20 protein-coding genes are annotated in these 19,203 nt (G+C 69.8%); 6 read left to right on the forward strand and 14 right to left on the reverse strand.

The window, feature by feature from the left end:
• Positions 1-92: 92 nt before the first annotated feature.
• Both BM004_RS10155 and BM004_RS10160 read left to right on the forward strand, forming a co-directional pair.
• Positions 93-332, forward strand: a complete 240-nt coding sequence (locus tag BM004_RS10155; protein ID WP_093133305.1) for a hypothetical protein — start codon at positions 93-95, stop codon at positions 330-332.
• 5 nt (positions 333-337) lie between these two features.
• Positions 338-1,006 (forward strand): nitroreductase family protein, encoded by a 669-nt coding sequence (locus BM004_RS10160; RefSeq protein WP_093213095.1) that lies wholly within the window; start codon positions 338-340, stop codon positions 1,004-1,006.
• Here the strand turns inward: BM004_RS10160 and tsaA are convergent.
• Complete coding sequence (gene tsaA, locus BM004_RS10165; RefSeq protein WP_093212925.1) at positions 967-1,488, reverse strand: tRNA (N6-threonylcarbamoyladenosine(37)-N6)-methyltransferase TrmO; 522 nt, start codon at positions 1,486-1,488, stop codon at positions 967-969. The two genes, BM004_RS10160 and tsaA, sit on opposite strands and share 40 nt — an antisense overlap.
• A complete protein-coding gene (locus tag BM004_RS10170; protein ID WP_093133300.1) occupies positions 1,485-1,832 on the reverse strand; it encodes a winged helix-turn-helix domain-containing protein in 348 nt (115 codons plus the stop codon). The genes tsaA and BM004_RS10170 overlap by 4 nt, the downstream gene beginning before the upstream one ends.
• A 111-nt stretch (positions 1,833-1,943) precedes the next feature.
• On the opposite strand from BM004_RS10170, the gene BM004_RS10175 reads away from it, so the two are divergent.
• Positions 1,944-2,537: a molybdopterin-binding protein gene (locus BM004_RS10175; RefSeq protein WP_143072424.1), complete on the forward strand. Its 594-nt coding sequence runs from the start codon at positions 1,944-1,946 to the stop codon at positions 2,535-2,537.
• Between the two features lie 24 nt (positions 2,538-2,561).
• Here the strand turns inward: BM004_RS10175 and BM004_RS10180 are convergent, their stop codons facing one another.
• From BM004_RS10180 to apbC, 3 genes are all read right to left on the reverse strand, one after another.
• Positions 2,562-4,259, reverse strand: a complete 1,698-nt coding sequence (locus BM004_RS10180; RefSeq protein ID WP_093212929.1) for an OFA family MFS transporter — start codon at positions 4,257-4,259, stop codon at positions 2,562-2,564.
• A 142-nt stretch (positions 4,260-4,401) separates the two neighbouring features.
• Positions 4,402-5,346: a LysR substrate-binding domain-containing protein gene (locus BM004_RS10185; protein ID WP_093133294.1), complete on the reverse strand. Its 945-nt coding sequence runs from the start codon at positions 5,344-5,346 to the stop codon at positions 4,402-4,404.
• Between the two features lie 14 nt (positions 5,347-5,360).
• Positions 5,361-6,452 carry an iron-sulfur cluster carrier protein ApbC gene (apbC, locus tag BM004_RS10190; protein WP_093212930.1) on the reverse strand — a complete coding sequence of 364 codons (1,092 nt, stop codon included), beginning with the start codon at positions 6,450-6,452 and terminating at the stop codon, positions 5,361-5,363.
• Between the two features lie 98 nt (positions 6,453-6,550).
• On the opposite strand from apbC, the gene BM004_RS10195 reads away from it, so the two are divergent.
• Positions 6,551-7,747, forward strand: a complete 1,197-nt coding sequence (locus BM004_RS10195; protein ID WP_093212932.1) for a patatin-like phospholipase family protein — start codon at positions 6,551-6,553, stop codon at positions 7,745-7,747.
• 37 nt (positions 7,748-7,784) lie between these two features.
• Here the strand turns inward: BM004_RS10195 and BM004_RS10200 are convergent, their stop codons facing one another.
• The 3 genes from BM004_RS10200 to BM004_RS10210 form a co-directional block, all read right to left on the reverse strand.
• Complete coding sequence (locus tag BM004_RS10200) at positions 7,785-9,617, reverse strand: ATP-binding response regulator (RefSeq protein WP_093212934.1); 1,833 nt, start codon at positions 9,615-9,617, stop codon at positions 7,785-7,787.
• A gap of 65 nt (positions 9,618-9,682) precedes the next feature.
• A complete protein-coding gene (locus tag BM004_RS10205; RefSeq protein WP_093212936.1) occupies positions 9,683-10,924 on the reverse strand; it encodes a diaminopropionate ammonia-lyase in 1,242 nt (413 codons plus the stop codon).
• A 29-nt stretch (positions 10,925-10,953) separates the two neighbouring features.
• Positions 10,954-12,123 (reverse strand): M20 aminoacylase family protein, encoded by a 1,170-nt coding sequence (locus tag BM004_RS10210; RefSeq protein WP_093212938.1) that lies wholly within the window; start codon positions 12,121-12,123, stop codon positions 10,954-10,956.
• A 107-nt stretch (positions 12,124-12,230) separates the two neighbouring features.
• On the opposite strand from BM004_RS10210, the gene BM004_RS10215 reads away from it, so the two are divergent.
• Positions 12,231-12,701 (forward strand): Lrp/AsnC family transcriptional regulator, encoded by a 471-nt coding sequence (locus BM004_RS10215; RefSeq protein WP_093133282.1) that lies wholly within the window; start codon positions 12,231-12,233, stop codon positions 12,699-12,701.
• Here BM004_RS10215 and BM004_RS10220 read toward each other — a convergent pair.
• From BM004_RS10220 to BM004_RS10245, 6 genes are all read right to left on the reverse strand, one after another.
• Positions 12,670-13,176 carry a hypothetical protein gene (locus BM004_RS10220; protein ID WP_093212940.1) on the reverse strand — a complete coding sequence of 169 codons (507 nt, stop codon included), beginning with the start codon at positions 13,174-13,176 and terminating at the stop codon, positions 12,670-12,672. The genes BM004_RS10215 and BM004_RS10220 overlap by 32 nt on opposite strands.
• Before the next feature lie 124 nt (positions 13,177-13,300).
• Entirely contained in the window at positions 13,301-13,660 is a 360-nt protein-coding gene (locus BM004_RS10225; RefSeq protein WP_093133278.1) for a hypothetical protein, read from the reverse strand.
• A gap of 60 nt (positions 13,661-13,720) precedes the next feature.
• A complete protein-coding gene (locus BM004_RS10230; RefSeq protein ID WP_093212942.1) occupies positions 13,721-14,407 on the reverse strand; it encodes a YceH family protein in 687 nt (228 codons plus the stop codon).
• A gap of 53 nt (positions 14,408-14,460) precedes the next feature.
• The gene (locus BM004_RS10235; protein ID WP_093212944.1) at positions 14,461-15,192 is read right to left on the reverse strand and encodes a phosphodiester glycosidase family protein; all 732 of its coding nucleotides are present in this window, start codon (positions 15,190-15,192) and stop codon (positions 14,461-14,463) included.
• Between the two features lie 31 nt (positions 15,193-15,223).
• The gene (locus BM004_RS10240; protein ID WP_093133273.1) at positions 15,224-16,255 is read right to left on the reverse strand and encodes an isocitrate/isopropylmalate dehydrogenase family protein; all 1,032 of its coding nucleotides are present in this window, start codon (positions 16,253-16,255) and stop codon (positions 15,224-15,226) included.
• Between the two features lie 89 nt (positions 16,256-16,344).
• Positions 16,345-16,989, reverse strand: coding sequence for an LbetaH domain-containing protein (locus BM004_RS10245; RefSeq protein WP_093133271.1), 645 nt, complete (start codon positions 16,987-16,989; stop codon positions 16,345-16,347).
• Positions 16,990-17,090: 101 nt separating this feature from the next.
• Between BM004_RS10245 and metG the strand changes: the two genes are divergently transcribed.
• Entirely contained in the window at positions 17,091-19,187 is a 2,097-nt protein-coding gene (gene metG / locus BM004_RS10250) for a methionine--tRNA ligase (protein WP_093212947.1), read from the forward strand.
• Positions 19,188-19,203: the final 16 nt, after the last annotated feature.

Raw genomic sequence — 19,203 nt, forward strand, 5'->3', positions numbered from 1 at the left:
TGTTACATGATGAGGCTCAAGGTTCTCACGGGGGTGCGCAGATGGAGGAGTCTCCATATACTGCGGGATACAGCGTAGGAGACATTCCCCCCATGCGCGCATCCGCCCACGACACCGTTGTCCGTTCGATCTCCGGCAGGCCGGAGCTTCGCCACGCGACGCCAGTGCAGGAATGGCGCATCGAGCGGTCGATGGACGCCGCGGGTTTCGTGCTGTCGATCACCGCGCCCGACGGCGCGAGCCAGTCCTTCTTCGTGGCGCAGGCCGACGCCGACGACATCGGCGAAGTGCTGCGCCGGCAGGCGGCGTGGGTCGACCAGCGGGAGCAGTGACGCGCATGTGGCGGCACATGACGGGTGCGCAGCGCATCCTCGAAGTCCTGCTGACGCGGCGCTCCGTGTCGCCGCGGCGCCTGCAGCAGCCCGGCCCCAACCCCGACGAACTCGACGCCATCCTCCAGGCCGGCCTGCGCGCGCCCGACCACGGCGGCCTGCATCCGTGGCGCGTGATCGAGTTCAGGCCGCAGAACCGCGAGGCGCTGGCCTGGTGCTTCGAGCAGGAGAAGCTGCGGCGCGATCCTCTGGCCGGCCCCGCCGACCTGAAGCGCGCACGCGAACACGCCATGCGCGCGCCCCTGCTGCTGGGCTTCGTGGTGTCGCCGCGCGAGCGCAGCAAGATCCCGGCGCGCGAACAGTGGCTGAGCGCGGGGGCCGCGCTGGGCAACCTGCTGAGCGCCGCGCACCAGCTGGGCTACGGCGCCATCGTGCTGAGCGGCGAACGCTGCTTCGACGAGACGCTGGCGCGGCAGGTGGGCGTGCTGCTGGGCGAGTACCTGGTGGGCTTCATCAGCATCGGCAGCGTGAAGGAGGCGCCGCCACAGGCGCGCGAGGTGCTGTCGCAGAGCGTGTGGTCGTGCTGGCAGGGATGGCAGGAGCCGCAGGCCGGCGCCCTGCCTACCCTGCCCGCTCAGCCCATCCGGCCGTCGGAGCGGGTGCGCGGCAGCTGATCGAGCCTGGCGCCGAACCAGCCGACGCGCTCGGTCTCGCGCACGTCGAACTTCGGCACGTAGGGCTTGATGTCGAGCACGGGCGTGCCGTCCATCATGTCGTTGCCGCTGAAGTGCAGCGTGGTGCCTTCCACCGATTCCAGCCGCACGATCGACAGGCCCAGCCGGTTCGGCCGCGCCGGTGCGCGCGTGGCGAACACGCCGTGCGAGGTGTTGTCGAGAAAGGGTACCACCTCCAGCCGCTCGTGCGCGCACTGGTGCAGGTGGGTGACGAGGATCAGGTAGTCGAAGCCCTCGATGTCGCGCAGGCCCGGCGCGAACTCGGCGAACACCTCGAGGCGGCCTTTTTCTTCCGGCGCGCCGGCCGTCTGGATCGGCATGCCGGTGGCCTCCGTGAAGCGGCTGCGTACGATGCCGACCGGGCGGCTCACCACGTCGGCGGCACCGGCGGGTTCGGCGGCTTGGGGGGCTTCAGAGCTCATGGCGCGAGCAGGCGCGTGAGCGCGCGGATGTCGGCCGCGGCGGCCAGCCGCGCGGCGTTTTCGATGGCGCGGTAATGCTTGACGATCTCTTCGCCCACCGGCGTGAGCGCCGTGCCGCCGCCGCGCGAACCGCCGGCGGCGGTGTTCACGGCGGGCGAGGCCAGCGTCTGGTTCATCTCGTCGATCAGCATCCAGGCGCGCCGGTACGACATGCCGAGCAGCCGGGCGGCCGCGGAAATCGAGCCGGTCTCGGCCACGGCTTCGAGCACGGCGATCTTGCCGGGGCCGATGGCGATGGTCTCGTCCCTATAGATGCGCAGGCGAAACTGGACTTTGGATTTCATGTTGGCGCGAAGCGTAAACCAATGCGGGCCGCCATTGTCCGCCCGCGGCAGGCCGGGTCGCTATGCAAGAATGAATACGACGCACCCGCTTCGGGGAAACGAGGAGTTCCAGTGAAAGACCGCACCCTGTTCCTGGCCGTGACCGGCATCGTGTTGGCGCTGCTTGCGGGTTGCGCTTCAAGTCCGCCTGCCCCAGCCGCGCCGTCCGCCGCCCCGATGACGCCGGTGGCCCCGATGGCGCCGCATGCCGCGCACGGTGCGCCCGCCGCGAACGAAGCCGTCTCGCCCTCCTTCACCGTCTCGGGCGCCGTCGGCAGGCGCGCCACCTTCGACCTCGCCGCGCTGCAGGCCATGCCCGCCGTCACGCAGACGGCCGGCGGCAACAGCTACACGGGCGTGAGCCTGTGGAGCTTGCTGAACGACGCGTCGGTCGGCCTGAAGCCCGACACCGCGGCGCGCAACCCGGTGCTGTCGATGTATGCGGTGGTGGTCGGCAGCGACAGCTACCGCGCGGTGGTCTCGCTGGCGGAGATCGCACCCGAATCCGGCAACCGCGTGGCGCTGGTTGCCTACAGCCTGAACGGCATGCCGCTGGGTCGCAACGGCATGGCGCGGCTGGTGATGGCCGGCGACGTGAAGCCGGGCCGCTCGGTGGCCCGGCTGGCCGCGATCGAAGTCTTCGCGGCGCAGCCTTCGGGCCGGTGATCCCTCAAGGGATCGGCTGGCGGATCAGTTGAAGAACTTCGCCGCGCTCACCAGCGTCTTGTAGACGCCCCAGGCCAGCGGAATGCCCACGGCCACCCAGGCCAGCGCCACCACCAGCGGGCTCACCGCGTCGGCGCGGCCCGAGCCGCTGCCCACTTCGGCCGCCGAGGCCTTCTCGTGCGCCAGCTTCTTCTCGACGGCCAGTTCGGCGTCGGTCATGAAGTGCTTGTCGGCCACCGGGCGCACCAGCAGGTTGGCGATGAAGCCGATCACCAGCATGCCCACCAGGATGTACATGGTCTGGTTGTAGACCTGCTCGCGCGGCAGGCCCAGGCCCAGCTGGTACTCGCGCATGTAGTTCACCACCACCGGGCCCAGGATGCCGGCCGTGGCCCACGCGGTGAGCAGGCGGCCATGGATGGCGCCCACGAACTGCGTGCCGAACAGGTCGGCCAGGTAGGCCGGCACCGTGGCAAAGCCGCCGCCGTACATCGACACGATGACGCAGCAGGCGCCCACGAACAGCAGCTTGCTGCCCGCGCCGGCCGACGAGGGAATGCTCGCGTACAGGATGGCGCCGAGCACGAAGAACACCGTGTAGGTGAGCTTGCGGCCCAGCTTGTCCGACATGCTGGCCCACACGAAGCGACCACCGATGTTGAACAGCGACAGCAGCGCCGTGAAGCCGCCCGCCACCACCGCGATGGCCGCGAGCTGCGCCTTGTCGAGCTGGCCGTACCTGGCCGGCAGGTCGATCAGCGCGCCGCCGAACACTTCCTGCAGCATCGGCGAGGCCATGCCGATCACGCCGATGCCGGCGCTCACGTTCATGCACAGCACCAGCCACACGAGCCAGAACTGGGGAATGCCCCAGACCTTCTTCACGTGCACGTGGCGCTGCGTGATCATGGTGTTGGTGGTCTGCGCCGGGGGCGGCGTCCAGCCTTCGGGCTTCCAGCCCGAGGGCGGCACGCGGTAGCCCAGCGCGCCGGCCATCATGAAGACGAAGTAGCCGAGCGCCATGATCACGAAGGTCTGCATCACGCCCACGTCGGTGGCCGTGCTGAAGCGCTTCATGAGGTCCACGGCCAGCGGCGAGCCGATCATCGCGCCGCCGCCGAAGCCCATGATGGCCATGCCGGTGGCCATGCCGCGGCGGTCGGGGAACCACTTGATCAGCGTGCTCACCGGCGAGATGTAGCCCAGCCCCAGGCCGATGCCGCCGATCACGCCCGAGCCGAGGATCATCAGCCAGAACTGGTGCAGGTGAATGCCCAGCGCCGACAGCAGCATGCCGCCGCACCAGCACAGCGCCGACACCACGCCGGCCTTGCGCGGGCCGGCGCGCTCGAGCCAGCCGCCCCACAGGGCCGCCGAGCAGCCGAGGAACACGAAGAACAGCGTGTACATCCAGCCGAGCGTGGCCACGCGCCAGTCGCAGGTGGTGGCGAAGAGCTCGGCGAAGAAGCTCATGTCCTTGGCGCAGGCCTGTGCGCCGGTGCCGGCCGTGCCGAGCGCCTTCGACAGCGGCAGCCAGAACACCGAGAAGCCATAGGCCATGCCGATGCAAAGGTGGATGGCCAGCGCGGCCGGGGGCACCAGCCAGCGGTTGAAGCCGGGGCCCGCGATGATGCGTTCCTTGTCCAGGAAACCGGGTTGCTGCTGCACCCCGCCTCCGTTGATGCGATCTCCCTCGAGAACGCCTGCAGATGAGCCTGCCATAAATCTCCTTGATTACCGGATGTGTAACTTTTTGCTGAATCCGGGCCGCGGAGTGTGAGTGAGCGCTTCATGCGCCGTCAAATTCGAACAGCGCATGGCCCGATTCAATAAGTAAATGGAGCCCCTTTTTCGGGGCGTTGCTTCACGCTCCGAGCGTGCCGCTGTGCTGCTGCACCTGCGCCTGCCACTCGGGCGTGTCCATGAAGGCCAGCGCGGCCTCGAGCGCGCGCGAGGCACGCACGCCGTCCTGCGTCATGAAGCCGATGGGGGTGCGCACCTCGGGCGCCACCAGCGGCAGCGCCTCCAGTTCGCGGTGGCTGCGCACGGCGGCCACCATGCCGCCGGGCAGCACGCTGCTGACCGTGCCCACGCTCACCGCCAGCGCCAGCGCCAGCACCGAGTTGGTCTCGATGGCCGGCGCCGCCGGCACGCCGGCCTCGCGCAGCGCCTGGTCGACGATGGCGCGGTTGTGCATGTCGGGCGTGAGCAGGCACAGCGGCAACCGGCCGGCCTCGGCCCAGGTCATGGGCTTGCCGATGCGCAACTGGTCGGCCGACGGCTTCTTCGCGCGGCGCAGCAGAAAGTAATGCTCGATGCTCTGCGGCCACGCCGTGAGCTTGATGCCCGGCAGGTGCATGCGTTCGGTGTAGCCCAGCGCCAGGTCGATCGAGAGGCTCTCCAGCCCCATCTCGAGGTCTTGCGAACTCATCGACAGCACGGCCGGCACGATGCCCGGATGCCGCTGCTGCAGCAGGGCCGCGAAGCGCGAGAGCATGGGAACGGCCGTGGGCACGGCCGCCATGCGCAGGCGCCCGTGCGGGTCGCCCGCCTCGCTGCGCAGCTCCTGCAGCAGCACCTCGTTGTCGCGCAGCATGCGTTGCGCGGTGGCCAGCACGCGCTCGCCTTCGTGCGTGAGGCCGACGTAGACGCGGGCACGCTTGACGATGACCACGCCGAACTCGCTCTCCAGCGCACGCAGCGCGTTGGACAGCGCAGGCTGCGTGATGTGGCAGGCCTGCGCCGCGCGGCCGAAATGCTTGTGCTCGTTCAGCGCCACCAGGTAGCGCATCGAGGCGAGCAGGTTCATTCTCCGCTTGCTCTCTAGGTGTTCTTGCTGATCGAGATCGTCGGGAACTTGGCCGAGAAGTCCTTCGCCTTCTCGGCGATGCCCACGGCCACGCGGCGCGCCACGGCCTTGTAGATGCCGGCCACGTCGCCTTCGGGGTCGGACACCACGGTGGGCGCGCCGCTGTCGGCCTGCAGGCGGATCTTGATGTCCAGCGGCAGCGCGCCCAGGTATTCCATCTGGTACTCGGCGGCCATCTTCTTGCCGCCGTCCGCGCCGAAGATGTGTTCGGCATGGCCGCAGTTCGAGCAGATGTGCACCGCCATGTTCTCCACGATGCCCAGGATCGGCACGCCGACCTTCTCGAACATCTTGATGCCCTTCTTGGCGTCGAGCAGCGCGATGTCCTGCGGCGTGGTGACGATCACCGCGCCCGTCATCGGCACGCGCTGGCTCAGCGTGAGCTGGATGTCGCCGGTGCCCGGGGGCATGTCGACGATCAGGTAGTCCAGGTCTTTCCAGTTGGTCTGGCGCAGCAGCTGCTCCAGCGCCTGCGTGGCCATGGGGCCGCGCCAGATCATGGCCTGGTCGGCGTCGACCAGGAAGCCGATCGACATGACCTGCACGCCGTGGCGCTCCATGGGCTCCATGGTCTTGCCGTCGGCGCTGTCGGGGCGGCCTTCGATGCCCATCATCATGGGCTGGCTCGGGCCGTAGATGTCGGCGTCCAGCAGGCCCACGGTGGCGCCCTCGGAGGCCAGCGCCAGCGCCAGGTTGGCCGCCGTGGTGCTCTTGCCCACGCCGCCCTTGCCCGAGGCCACCGCGATGATGTTCTTCACGTTGGGCATCAGCTGCACGCCGCGCTGCACCGCGTGGCTGATGACCTTGGTGACGATGTTGACCGACACGTTCTCCACGCCCGGCACCGCCTTGGCGGCCGCCACCAGCGACTTGCGGATGGCCGCGTGCTGGCTCCTGGCGGGGTAGCCCAGTTCGAGGTCGAACGAGACGTCGCTTTCCGAGATCTGCAGGTTCTTGAGCGACCGGCTCGCCACGAATTCCTTGCCGGTGTTAGGGTCTGCGACGGCCTTGAGCGCGTCCATGAGCCCTTCTGGGGTGAGTGCCATTGATCAAACTCCTGAATGGCCGGTAGTCTAAGGGGCTCTCCGGGGCCGCACCGCGCGGCCCCCTCAATAGCCCGACAAGCCTGACAACGAACAAAAGAATGACAGAGACAAGCCCCGTCACCGGCCTCCTGCTCACCGGAGGCGGCGCCCGGGCCGCCTACCAGGTCGGCGTGCTGGAAGCCATTGCCGAAATCCGGCGCGCCGCCGGCCCCGCGGTCACCGGCACCGGCAACCCCTTTCACGTGATCACCGGCACCTCGGCCGGCGCCATCAACGCGGCCGCTCTGGCCTGCGGCAGCGACAACTTCGACCACGTGGTGGCGCACATCGCCGAGGTGTGGGGCCGGTTTCGCGCCGAGCAGGTGTACCGCGCCGATTCGCTCTCGGTCATCGGCAGCGGCGCGCGCTGGCGCATGCTGCTGGGCCTGGGGCGCTTCGCGGCCAACTGGATGCGCATCAAGCCGAAGTCGCTGCTCGACAACACGCCGCTGGCCGAGCTGCTGCAGCGCATGGTGCCGCTGGAGCGCCTGCCGCAGCTCATGCAGCAGGGCCACGTGCAGGCGCTGGCCGTGACGGCGTCGAGCTACAGCTCGGGCGAGCACGTGACCTTCTTCGAGGCGGCCGTGCCGATGGAGCCGTGGGTGCGCTCGCAGCGGCTGTCGGTGCGCGACCGCATCACGCACCAGCACCTGATGGCCTCCTCGGCCATTCCCTTCGTGTTCCCGGCCACGGCGCTGCCGATGCAGGGCCATACCGAGTACTTCGGCGACGGCTCGATGCGGCAGTCGGCCCCCATCGCGGCGGCCATCCACCTGGGCGCGCAGCGCATCCTGGTGATCGGCGCGGGCCGCATGCACGAGCCGCGCGACACCGACGCGCCCAACACCCACAGCGGCTACCCGACCATGGCGCAGATCGCGGGCCATGCGCTCTCGAGCATCTTCCTGGACGCGCTGGCGGTGGACATCGAGCGCCTGCGACGCATCAACCACACGCTGGGGCTGATTCCCGAAGAGGTGCGCGCCTCCAGCTCGCTGCGCCCGCTCGACCTGCTGGTGATCTCGCCCTCGGAACGGCTGGACGTGATCGCGGCGCGCCATGTCGACGCCCTGCCCGGCGCGGTGCGCCACCTGCTGGGCGGCTCCAAGGTGGCGGCCGACGTGAAGGGCGGCGCGCTGGCCAGCTACCTGCTGTTCGAGGCGGCCTACACGCGCGAGCTGATGGCGCTGGGCCGCGCCGACGCGATGAAGCAGCACGGCGAGGTGCTGCGTTTCTTCGGCTGGAACGCGGCCTGACCGGCCCTCGCTTCGGCCTGCACCTTCAGCTTCGCTTTCAGCGCGCGGCGCCCTGCGCCGACACCAGCGTCGACATCGTTCGCAGCAGCGTCTCGGCCACCACCGGCTTGAACAGCACCGGCACGCCGGACTCGCGCACGCGCTGCAGCCGGTGCGGCGCGGTCTCGCCGGTCACCAGCAGCAGCGGCACGCGCCCGTCCAGCCGCTGCTGCAGGCGCAGCCCGGCATCGAGCCCGTCGGCGCCGTCGGCCAGCCGGTAGTCGCACAGCAGCATGTCGAAGGGCTGCTGCTCGGCCTCGGCGCGCGCCAGTTCGTCCACGGCGCCGGCCTCGTCGGCCACGGTGCGCACGTCGATCGCATGAAAGCGAAGCAGGCCGGTCATGGCGGCGCGGATGTCGGCCTCGTCGTCGATCAGCAGCACGCGCCGCGGCAGGCCCGCGAGCACGCCGGCGGGCGGCGGCTGCGCTGCGGCCTCGGCCAGTGCGCTGGCAGCCGCGCCCAGCTGCGGCGCCGCCCCCGGCACCACCACCCGGAAATGCGTGCCGCGCCCGAAGCGCGACTGCAGCCGCACCGGGTGCGCGAGCAGCCGCGACAGCCGCTGCACGATCGACAGGCCGATGCCCAGCCCCCGCGAGCGGTCGCGCCCCGGGTTGCCCACCTGGTAGAACTCCTCGAAGATGCGGCCCGACTGCTCGGGCGCGATGCCCATGCCGGTGTCGCGCACCTCGATCCACACGGCGTCTGCGCGTTCGCGCGCCATCACCGTCACGCCGCCGCGCGCGGTGTACTTGAGCGCGTTGTCGACCAGGTTCGACAGCATGCGGTGCAGCAGCTCGGGGTCGCTGCGCACCCACAGCCGGCTGGCGCGCACGCGCAGCTGCAATGCCTTCTGCTCGGCGAGCGGGCCGAAGGTGAAGTTCAGCCGCAGGAACAACGCGTCGAGCTGCACCGGGTGCACCACGGGCATGACCACGCCGGCGTCGAGCCGGGACACGTCGAGCATGGTGTCCAGCGACATGCCCAGCGCATCGACGGCGCGCATCAGGCGCTCGGCGTTCTGACCCTCGGGGCGGTCGCGCAGCTCGTTGCGCAGCGCGGCGCCGAACAGCGCAATGGCATGCAGCGGCTGGCGCAGGTCGTGGCTGGCGGTGCCCAGGAAGCGGGTCTTCTCGGCGCTGGCGCTCTCGGTGGCGGCGATCTGGTGGCCCAGGCGCGCGGCCAGCGCCTCGTTCTCGAAGCGCAGCATCAGCGCGTCGGTGAGGATGCGGTTCTGCTGGATGCCCGTGCGCAGCGTGAGGCCCAGGTGCGCCGCGCCGAAGGCCGCCAGGAACAGGTGCAGCGCATCGCCCTGCCAGGCCAGCGCCACGATGAGCCCGAGCATCATCGGCAGGCCGTAGCCGAACAGCGCGGGCTTCAGCGGCCAGAGCGCCTGCATGGCGCGGGTCCAGCTGCTCATGATGACCACCACCAGCAGCGTGGTGATGGCAGGGTGCTGGCTCGACACGACGAACAGCGGCGCGGGTGCGGTCGCTGCGCTGACCAGCGTCACCTGCCACGTGTAGCGGCGCGCCCAGTGCGCGCTCCCGGCGGCGGGAATGCCCGGGTGCCAGCCCGGCGAGAACAGCACATACAGGTCGACCGCGACGATCAGCACCATCCAGAACAGCGCCCATGCCGCACCGTGCTGCAGGTAGAACATGGCACCGAGCGCCACCGCGAAAGCCATGTGCGCGGCGATCGACACCCGCCGCGAGGCATACACCGAGGCCACGTGCTCGCGCAGCACGCGCTGGCCGAGTGCGCGGTCGTCGGCGTGGTCGTGGGTGCGGGTGTGGGCGTGGGCGGTCGTTTCGCCCGCGGCCGGCGTCATGGCCCGGCACGGCGCGAGCCGGGGCACTGCGGAGGGAGGAAGCGGCGGGAGGTCACCCGCCCATGCTATCGGCGCACCGGGGACGCGACAGTGCCATAAGTCATGCCCCACTCGCCCTGCCGGCGCCGCACGTCGTCGGCGTCCACGCCGGCCAGCTCGCGGTACACCGACGGGGCCGTCGCGCCCTCGGTGCTGATCAGCAGCACGCGGGAACGGGCGTCGAGGCCCGCCTGCGCACGCGCCGCGTCCGACAGTGCCAGCACGCGCAGCGCGGCCAGGCCGGCGGCGCCGGATTCACCGCTCTCGACCGGCACGTCGCGCGCCGAGCCCCGGGCCAGCCGGCGCATGGCGTCGATGGCGTCGCCGTCCTCGATGGTCATGAACAGGTCGATCGACGGTTGCAGGAAGCGCCAGGCCAGGGGCGAGGTCTCGCCGCAGGCCAAGCCGGCCATCACCGAATCGACGGTGCCCGTGGCGTTCGCGGGCCGGCCGTAGAGCGCGCTCTGCATGAGGCAATCGGCCTGGCGCGGTTCGACCACGATGAACGTGGGGCGCTGCTCGCCCGACAGTTCCCAGAAATAGCTGGCCACGCCCGCGGCCAGGCCGCCGACACCCCCCTGCAGGACGACGTGCGTGAACGGTGGGCCAGCCTGTTCGGCCGCTTGTTCCACGATCTCGTCGACCAGCGCCCCGTAGCCCTGCATGACGTCGCGCGGGATGTCTTCGTAGCCGGCGTACGAGGTGTCCGACACCACCTGCCAGCCGTGGGCCTGCGCCAGCGCCGCGGCGTGCGCGACCGACGCGTCGTAGTTGCCCTCGATGCGCACGATGTCCGCGCCGAAGGCGGCGATGGCGCTCTCGCGCTCGGGGCTCACGTGCTTGTGCAGCACGATCACGCAGCGCACGCCCGCGCCCTGGGCGGCCGCGGCCAGCGCGCGCCCGTGGTTGCCGTCGGTGGCGCTGATGACGACCAGCCCGCGCAACGCGTCGGCGCAAGCGCCGAGCAGCACGGCCTTCGGGTCCCACGCGGGGTGCGCACGCATCACCAGCCGCACCAGCGCGGCCGGTGCGCCCAGCGCCTTGAAGCTGCCGAGCGTCGAACGCTTCGACTCGTCCTTCACGCACACGCCGGCCACGCCGAGCGCCTGTGCGGTGTCCGGCAGCGACCACAGCGGCGTGGGCGCCTTCGCGAGCATCGGCCAGGCCGAGAGCCAGTCGCGCGTGCGCCGTGCCTCGGCAATGCACAGGATGTCCTGCAGCTCGCGCGGATAGGCCGCGCGCACGGCGTTCTTGTTGGTGACGGGCATGGGGTTCGGTACTTGCATGGAAGGAGGGTTCAGCGCGGCAGGCGCAGGCGGACGATTTCCGCGAAATAACGCGCGCCCGTGTCGAGCACCGCGTCGTTGAAGTCGTAGCTGCCGTTGTGCAGCGGCGTGCCGCCGGGCTCGCCCTCGGCGCCGTTGCCGAGAAACACGAAGGCGCCGGGCACGGCTTTCAGGAACGCGCCGAAGTCTTCGGAAATCATCATCGGCGCCACGTTGGCGTCGACGTTGCCCGCGCCCACCACGGCCGTGGCGGCGGCCACCGCGGTGGGCACGCATTGCGCCCAGTTCACCGTGGGCGCGAACTCGTGCGTGTAGCTGAAGTCGCATTCGGCGCCGTGCATGCGGCAGAGGCCCTCGCTGATCTCGCGCATGCGCGCGGCCAGCATGCGCTGCACCTCGGGGTCGTAGCTGCGCGTGTCGCCCTTGATCACCACGTTCGACGGAATGGCGTTGCGGATGCCGTCGGTGATGAACTCTGTGCACGACACCACCGCCTGCGCGCCCGGGTCGAGCGTGCGCGAGACGATGGTCTGCAGCGCCAGCACCACCTGCGCGCCGATGACGATGGGGTCGATGCCCATGTGCGGCCGCGCGGCATGCGTGCCGCGGCCCTTGATGTGGATGACGAAGTTGTCCTCGCTGGCCATGATGCCGCCCGCGCGCGTGGCGATGGTGCCGGCGCGCATGCCGGGCATGTTGTGCAGGCCGTACAGCTCGTCGACCGGAAAGCGCGCGAACAGGCCGTCGTCCATCATTGCCTTGGCGCCGCGGCCGTGCTCCTCGGCCGGCTGGAAGATGAAGCGCACGGTGCCGTCGAAGTCCTGCCGCTCGCGCAGCAACTGCGCCGCGCCGAGCACGATCGACATGTGGCCGTCGTGCCCGCAGGCGTGCATCTTGCCGGGCGTGGCCGAAGCGTAGGGGCGGTCGGCGGGCAGCTCGGTGATGTTCAGCGCGTCCATCTCGGCGCGCAGGCCGATCACGCCCTTGCCCTCGCCCACCTTGAGGTTGGCCACGAGGCCGGTGCCGCCGATGCCGGTGTGCACCTCGAGGCCGAGCGCCTTGAGCACGCGCACGACGAAGGCCGAGGTCTTCGCTTCCTCGAAGCCGGTCTCGGGCATGGCGTGCAACTGGCGGCGCCAGCCGGTGAGCGTGTCGCGCAGGGATGCGTCTGGGGAATTCATGGCGAGATGCTATTGACAACGGCGCGGGACAGGTGCGCAAAATCGTGCCCTTCGGCGCAACGTTTTTGCGTGACACCCCTCACCTCCGCCCCTCACCTCCGCCCTTCATGACCCCTCTCGATGCCCTCGACCTTCGCCTGCTGGAGCTGATCCAGGCCGACAGCCGCGTGCCGCAAAGCGAACTCGGCGAGCGCGTGCACCTGTCGACGGCGGCCGTGAACCGGCGGCTCAAGCGCATGCGCGACGAGGGCGTGATCCAGCGCTACGGCGCGGTGCTGTCGCCGGCCGCGCTGGGCCACCCGCTCACCATCGTGGCCGAGGTCGAAACCGAGAGCGAGCAGATCGAGCTGCTCGACGCGATGAAGCGCAGCTTCAAGGACTGCCCGCAAGTGCAGCAGTGCTACTACGTGACCGGCGAGTGGGACTTCATCCTCGTCTTCGTGGTGCGCGACATGGCGCAGTACACGGCGCTCACGCGGCAGCTTTTCTTCCAGAGCAACAACGTGAAGCGCTTTCGCACGCTGGTCACCATGGACCCGGTGAAGCTCAGCCTGGACGTGCCGGTGTCCGGGGGCTGAACGCCGCGCCGTGCGCCGCGGCGGACGGCATCAGCATCGAGCGCAGCAGCAGCACCACCGCGCAGACGACCGGCGCCAACGCCAGCAGCCGGCCGGGCTCGAAGGCCAGCCCCGCCACCACGCCGACGGCGCAGCCGGCCTTGATCCAGGGCGCCACCGCGTCCCAGCCGCGGCGGTGGGTGGCCGCGAACGCGATGAGCGCCGCCCAGCCGAACAGCCCGCCGAACACCGAGACGACCCAGCTCGACAGGTAGTAGACGGTGTCCATGTCGCGAAACGCGATCGCCGTGCCCAGGCCTTGCCAGGTGTGGCGATAGCCGTCGAACAGGAAGAAGCCGGTGGCCGACGCGGCCCACCAGAAGAAGGCGTACAGGCTCGCCATGCCGGCCAGCACGGCAAGGCAGGCGAGTGCGCGCCGGGTGATGTCGTCGAAGGGCGCGTGGTCTCGCCACGCGGCGGTGTGTCCGTTGTCCATGCAGGGCTCCAAGGGTGTTCGCAATGGAGGCCGACGTTAGGGACGCCATGTGCGGTCAGCGTGAAGACAGTGTGAAATGGTGTGAGCAGATGCCAGCGCGCGGGCACTGCTGCCACTGCTGCGGCTACTGGAAAAGCGCGAGAAAAGCGTAGACGCCCACGATGGCCCAGTGCACCTTGCCGGCGCTGGAGGCGGACTCCGCCGAGATGGGGTACATCTTCGCGCGCTTCCAGGCCCGGATGTTCAGCGCCACCGCGAGCACCACGCCGCTCGCGAACAACAGCGCCGAATGCAGCCCCAGCGCGCCGATCAGCGACACCACGAGGATCACGACGCCAGCCGCCCAGATGCCGCCGCCGGTACTCGCCAGCACATGCGACAGCCCGCCGCAGACCGTGCACTCGGCCGGCCCGGCGCGGCTGGACCAGCGCTTGGCGAAGTTGCCGATGCCGGGTCGTTTGCAGCGCGGGCAGGTGTGCGTCATATGCCGCGCAAGATAACCCGGCTTGCCTTCAGCTGGCAAATCCCGGGCGAATCCTGACCGTCAGCCCTCCTGCGAAATCCCCAGCTCCGCGCAGACCCGGCCCAGCAGCGCCTTCAACGACGCCACCTCGGCCTCGAGACGCGCCACGTTGGCCTTCAGCGCCGCGACTTCGCCCAGCGACACGTCGTGCGCCGCATAGGACGCATCCGACGAGTTGCTGCCCGGCCCCGCGACCTCTTCCGCCGGCGCGCCGCTCAACAGGTGCGCCCAGCGGCTTTCGCGCGCGCCGGGCAACCGGGCCAGCTTCACCACCAGCGCACCGGCCTGGCGCTCGGCGAGTTCGTTGAGGAAACCCTCGACCGACGAGATGTCGGCGAAGTTGTGCATGCGGTCGCAGGCGATGCGCAGCTCGCCGGCCGTCTGCGGGCCGCGCAGCATCAGCACGGTGAGCAGGATGACCGACTGCGACGGGATGCGCAGCACGCGGTCGATGTTGTGCTCGTAGCGAAAGGCGCGCCCGCCGCTGGTCTCGGCGACCAGGCTGTAGCCCTTCAGGCTGTCGATGGTGGCCTGCACCTGCGACTCGGTGAGCTCCAGCACCGGGTTGCGGCTGGTCTTCTGGTTGCAGCCCGACACCAGCGAATTGAGCGTCAGCGGGTAGCTGTCGGGCACGGTGCGCTGCTTTTCGGCGAGCACGCCGAGAACGCGGGTTTCGACAAGGGACAGGACAGGCAACGGTGTGGACATGGCTCGATTCGGGAACAGATCAAGGATGAAGACGCGGGAAACGGGCGCCGCGATCAGGGCGGCGCAACGCCGAGCATAGGCCCCAGCTCGCGCACGAAGTCGCTGCGGCCCAGCGCCGTCGAATGCAGGGCCGACACGGTGCCGTCGAGGTAGAGCGCATCGCGGCAGTGGAGCACGTCGCGAAAGTACAGCGCGAACTCGTGGAAGTTCACCGGCGTCTCGCTCAGCACGAAGACCGCCGTGTGGCCCTCCACGCCGACGCAGACGCCGTTGCGGATCTTGCGCGACGCGGAGTGCGGAATGAAGGCCGGGTGCACCACGCCGTGGCGCAGCAGCAGTGGGCCCGACTGCGTGGCCAGGCGCACGCCCGCGGCCAGCGCCGGGTACTCCGACGACTCGACCACGCGCGCCCCGGCGTCCGACACGAGGAACACGCCGTTGGGCTTCAAAAAGAAATTGCCCGCGCCGTCGGCCAGGTTGAGCGGCGCTTCCTCGCGGCCCTCGCGCACCAGCAGGCCCACCGGCGAGAAGTCCTCGTGGTACATGCCGGCGTTCACCGCGAAGCTCAGCTGGCGGTGGCGCTCCTTGAGCCAGGCGTCGAGCCGGTCGAAGCGCTTGAAGGGCTCGCCCGCGTCGTCGCGCAGGAACAGCTCGAGCCGTTCGGTGCGCAGGTCGATCTTCACGACGGTGAAGCGCGGGTCGGCCGACGCCGGTGCGGCCGGTGCGGCCAGCGCCGCGAGCAGCCAGGCGCCCAGGAACAGAACACGCAGCAGGCGCTTCTTCATGCGGCTCCCGCAGCCCGTGCGCCCGGACGGATCAGCCGCCGTTGATGCGGCTGACCAGCGCCTTCGTGAACGCCGCCGTGCCGGCCGTGCCGCCCAGGTCGCCCGTGCGCACCTTGTCGATGTTCAGCGTCTCGTCGATGGCCGTGCGCAGGCGCGTGGCCAGCTCGGGCAGCCGGACGTGGTCGAGCATGAGCGCGGCGGCCAGCAGCAGCGCGGTGGGGTTGGCGATGCCCTTGCCCGCGATGTCGGGCGCGGAGCCGTGCACGGCCTCGAAGATCGCCGCGTCGGCACCGATGTTGGCGCCCGGCGCCATGCCCAGGCCGCCGACCAGCCCGGCCACCAGGTCGGACAGGATGTCGCCGAACAGGTTGGTGGTGACCAGCATGTCGAACTGCCAGGGGTTGAGCACCAGCTTCATCGCGCAGGCGTCGATGATGACCGTGTCGAGCTCGAACTTGCCCTTGTACTTCTTCTCGTACAGGTCCAGGCCGGTCTCCAGGAAGATGCCCGTGAGCGCCTTCATGATGTTGGCCTTGTGCACGATGGTGACCTTCTTGCGGCCCGTGGCCACGGCCGTCTCGAAGGCGTACTCCAGCAGGCGGCGGCTGCCCTGGCGGGTGTTGATGCCTGTGGCCATGGCCACGGCATGCGGGTCGCCGTCGATCGGCACGTAGTGCTCGTGGCCGATGTACAGGCCCTCGAGGTTCTCGCGCACGACCACCAGGTCGATCTTGTCGAAGCGCCCGCCCGGAACGATGGTGCGCGCGGGGCGCAGGTTGGCGTACAGCTGGAACTCCTCGCGCAGCCGCACGTTCGACGAGCGGTAGCCGCCGCCCGACGGCGTTTCCAGCGGGCCTTTCAGGGCCAGGCGGGTGCGGCGGATGCTGTCCAGCGTAGCCACGGGCAGCGGGTCGCCGGCGGCCACCACGCCGCCGAGGCCGGCGATCTGGCGGTCCCACTCGAACGGCGCCTTCAGCGCGTCGAGCGCGGCCAGCGTGGCGTCGACGATTTCCGGGCCGATGCCATCACCGGGGATCAGGGTTGCGGGAATGGGAGTGGTCATCGGCGGCGTCTCGCGTTGTGTATCGGGGGCTGGAGCATACGTCGCGCACAAGACACCCTGCGCTCGCGTGGGTCACTTTTCAGGGCCCTTCATTCGTGGCCGGGCAATTCCTGGTCGAGCAGCGCCGTACGGCCCACGACGCGGCCCGGCGCCAGCAATGCGCCGGGCGCAATCACCGCGTTCGCACCGATGCGCACGCCGTCGCCCATCAGCGCGCCGAATTTCTCGCAGCCGGTCGGCTGCAATGCGCCGCCCCCCGCGCCTGTCCCGCTGCGCACGAAGATCTGCTTGTCCGCGCGCTCGTTGCGGTGGTTGCAGACGATGCTGCCGGCCTCCATGTTGACGCCCGCGCCCAGCACCGAGTCGCCGACGAAGTTGAAGTGCGCGAGCGCCGTGCCCGCGAACACGAAGGACGATTTCAGCTCCACGCCGGGGCCGATGCTGCAGCGCGCGTCCACCCAGTTGCCGCCGCGCAGGTAGGCGCCGGCCGCCACGAAACAGCCGGGCCCGAGGATCAGCGGGCCCTTGAGCACCGCGCCGGGCTCGACGCGGGCGCTGCGGTGCACGGCCACTTCGCCGTCGATGGCGTAGTCGGCCGGCAGCGCGGCCAGCAGTTCGCGCACGATCTCGGGCGCGCGCGGCGGGAGCTCCCAGGGCAGCGAGGCGGCCCACGGTGCGAGCGGCGACGAGGCGATTCCCGCAATGTAGGCATGGAGGTCGATGGCATGCGGCATGGGGGCGATGCTGCCATCAAACCCACGCCGTAACCTGGCCACCTGACGGGCCACCTAAAATGCCCGGTTCCGTCAGACCACTCCCGAAAGCGCCCTCCCCGATGTCCGCCCCGCGCAAGCTCTTCGTTACCACCGCCCTGCCGTACGCCAACGGCAAGTTCCATATCGGCCACATGATGGAGTACATCCAGGCCGACATCTGGGTGCGGAACCAGCGAATGAATGGTGCGGAGGTCAACTTCGTCTGCGCCGACGACGCCCACGGCGCGGCCATCACCATCGCCGCCGACAAGGCCGGCGTGACGCCGCAGGCCTTCGTGGCCGAGATTGCCGCGGGCCGCAAGCCCTACCTGGACGGCTACTTCATCTCGTTCGACAACTGGCACTCGACCGACGCGCCCGAGAACCACCAGCTGGCGCAGGACATCTACCGCGACCTGCGCGCCGCCGGCCTCATCAGCACGAAGAGCGTGGAGCAGTTCTACGACCCCGAAAAGGGCATGTTCCTGGCCGACCGCTTCATCAAGGGCGAATGCCCGAACTGCCACGCCAAGGACCAGTACGGCGACAACTGCGAGGTGTGCGGCGCCGTGTACGCGCCCACCGAGCTGATCAACCCCTACTCGGCCCTGTCGGGCGCCAAGCCCGAGCTGCGCAGCTCGGACCACTTCTTCTTCAAGCTGTCGGACCCGCGCTGCGAGGCCTACCTGAAGGAATGGACCGCCGCCCCCGGCCACGTTCAGAGCGAAGTGCAGAACAAGATCCGCGAATGGCTCTACAAGGACGACGAGGGCAAGGGCGGCCTCGGCGACTGGGACATCAGCCGCGATGCGCCCTACTTCGGCATCGAGATCCCCGATGCGCCGGGCAAGTACTTCTACGTGTGGCTGGACGCGCCCGTGGGCTACCTGGCGTCGCTGAAGAACCTGCTGGACAAGCGCTGCATCGAGCTGGGCGGCGACGGCATCTCGTACACCGAGTACATGGCCGACCCCGACCTGGAGCAGGTGCACTTCATCGGAAAGGACATCATCACCTTCCACACGCTGTTCTGGCCCGCCATGCTGCATTTCAGCGGCCGCAAGGCGCCCGACGCCGTGTACGTGCACGGCCACCTCACGGTGAGCGGCGAGAAGATGAGCAAGAGCCGCGGCACCGGCATCGACCCGCTCAAGTACCTGTCGATCGGTCTCGACCCCGAGTGGCTGCGCTACTACATCGCCGCCAAGCTCAACGGCCGCAACGAGGACATCGACTTCAACCCCGAGGACTTCGTTGCGCGCGTCAACAGCGACCTCGTGGGCAAGTACATCAACATCGCCAGCCGCGCGGCGGGCTTCATCGGCAAGCGCTTCGAAGGCAAGCTGGGCGAGGTGTCGGCCGACGGCAACGCGCTGCTGTTCGCGCTGCGCGACGCCGCGCCGCAGATCCACTCGCTGTACGACGGCCGCGACTACGCCCGCGCGCTGCGCGAGGTGATGGCGCTGGCCGACAAGGTGAACGAGTACGTCGACCAGAACAAGCCCTGGGAGCTGGCCAAGAAGGAAGGCGCCGAGGCGCGGCTGCACGACGTGTGCACCGTGTGCATCGAGGCCTTCCGCCTGCTCACGCTGTACCTGAAGCCGGTGCTGCCGGCGCTGGCGGTGAACGTCGAGGCCTTCCTGAAGATCGCCCCGCTGGTCTGGGGCGACGCGGCGCAGCCACTGCCCGTGGGCCACGCGATCGGCGACTACAAGCACCTGATGCAGCGCGCCGATGCCAAGCTGGTCGACAAGCTGTTCGATGCGCCCGAGCCCGCCGCGGCGCCTGCTGCCGCCGTGCAAGCCCAGGCGCTGCCGGGCGGTGAAGCCATCGCGCCCACCATCACCATCGACGACTTCGCCAAGATCGACCTGCGCATCGCAAAGATCGTGGCCTGCGAGAAGGTCGAGGGCTCGACCAAGCTGCTGCGCCTGACGCTCGACGCGGGTGAAGGCAAGACCCGGAACGTGTTCAGCGGCATCGCCTCCGCCTACCAGCCCGAGCAGCTCGTGGGCAAGCTCACCGTGCTGGTCGCCAACCTCGCGCCGCGCAAGATGAAGTTCGGCGTGAGCGAAGGCATGGTGCTGGCCGCCAGCCATGGCGACGAGAAGGCGCACCCCGGCATCCACGTGCTCGAACCCACGCCGGGCGCCACGCCGGGCATGCGCGTTCGCTGACCTGCAAGGACACGCC

Source organism: Variovorax sp. OK212 (assembly GCF_900112425.1).
Taxonomy (GTDB): Bacteria; Pseudomonadota; Gammaproteobacteria; order Burkholderiales; family Burkholderiaceae_C; genus Variovorax.

Bases quoted from the DNA above. Each gene is read 5' to 3' on its own strand.
- BM004_RS10220 (WP_093212940.1), bottom strand. From the start codon at position 13,176: ATGGACAACGGACACACCGCCGCGTGGCGAGACCACGCGCCCTTCGAC.
- BM004_RS10185 (WP_093133294.1), bottom strand. From the start codon at position 5,346: ATGAACCTGCTCGCCTCGATGCGCTACCTGGTGGCGCTGAACGAGCAC.
- BM004_RS10235 (WP_093212944.1), bottom strand. From the start codon at position 15,192: ATGAAGAAGCGCCTGCTGCGTGTTCTGTTCCTGGGCGCCTGGCTGCTC.
- BM004_RS10215 (WP_093133282.1), top strand. From the start codon at position 12,231: ATGACCCCTCTCGATGCCCTCGACCTTCGCCTGCTGGAGCTGATCCAG.
- BM004_RS10155 (WP_093133305.1), top strand. From the start codon at position 93: ATGCGCGCATCCGCCCACGACACCGTTGTCCGTTCGATCTCCGGCAGG.
- BM004_RS10205 (WP_093212936.1), bottom strand. From the start codon at position 10,924: ATGCCCGTCACCAACAAGAACGCCGTGCGCGCGGCCTATCCGCGCGAG.
- BM004_RS10180 (WP_093212929.1), bottom strand. From the start codon at position 4,259: ATGGCAGGCTCATCTGCAGGCGTTCTCGAGGGAGATCGCATCAACGGA.
- BM004_RS10200 (WP_093212934.1), bottom strand. From the start codon at position 9,617: ATGACGCCGGCCGCGGGCGAAACGACCGCCCACGCCCACACCCGCACC.
- BM004_RS10160 (WP_093213095.1), top strand. From the start codon at position 338: ATGTGGCGGCACATGACGGGTGCGCAGCGCATCCTCGAAGTCCTGCTG.
- metG (WP_093212947.1), top strand. From the start codon at position 17,091: ATGTCCGCCCCGCGCAAGCTCTTCGTTACCACCGCCCTGCCGTACGCC.
- BM004_RS10210 (WP_093212938.1), bottom strand. From the start codon at position 12,123: ATGAATTCCCCAGACGCATCCCTGCGCGACACGCTCACCGGCTGGCGC.
- BM004_RS10240 (WP_093133273.1), bottom strand. From the start codon at position 16,255: ATGACCACTCCCATTCCCGCAACCCTGATCCCCGGTGATGGCATCGGC.
- apbC (WP_093212930.1), bottom strand. From the start codon at position 6,452: ATGGCACTCACCCCAGAAGGGCTCATGGACGCGCTCAAGGCCGTCGCA.
- BM004_RS10225 (WP_093133278.1), bottom strand. From the start codon at position 13,660: ATGACGCACACCTGCCCGCGCTGCAAACGACCCGGCATCGGCAACTTC.
- BM004_RS10195 (WP_093212932.1), top strand. From the start codon at position 6,551: ATGACAGAGACAAGCCCCGTCACCGGCCTCCTGCTCACCGGAGGCGGC.
- BM004_RS10245 (WP_093133271.1), bottom strand. From the start codon at position 16,989: ATGCCGCATGCCATCGACCTCCATGCCTACATTGCGGGAATCGCCTCG.
- tsaA (WP_093212925.1), bottom strand. From the start codon at position 1,488: ATGAGCTCTGAAGCCCCCCAAGCCGCCGAACCCGCCGGTGCCGCCGAC.
- BM004_RS10230 (WP_093212942.1), bottom strand. From the start codon at position 14,407: ATGTCCACACCGTTGCCTGTCCTGTCCCTTGTCGAAACCCGCGTTCTC.
- BM004_RS10170 (WP_093133300.1), bottom strand. From the start codon at position 1,832: ATGAAATCCAAAGTCCAGTTTCGCCTGCGCATCTATAGGGACGAGACC.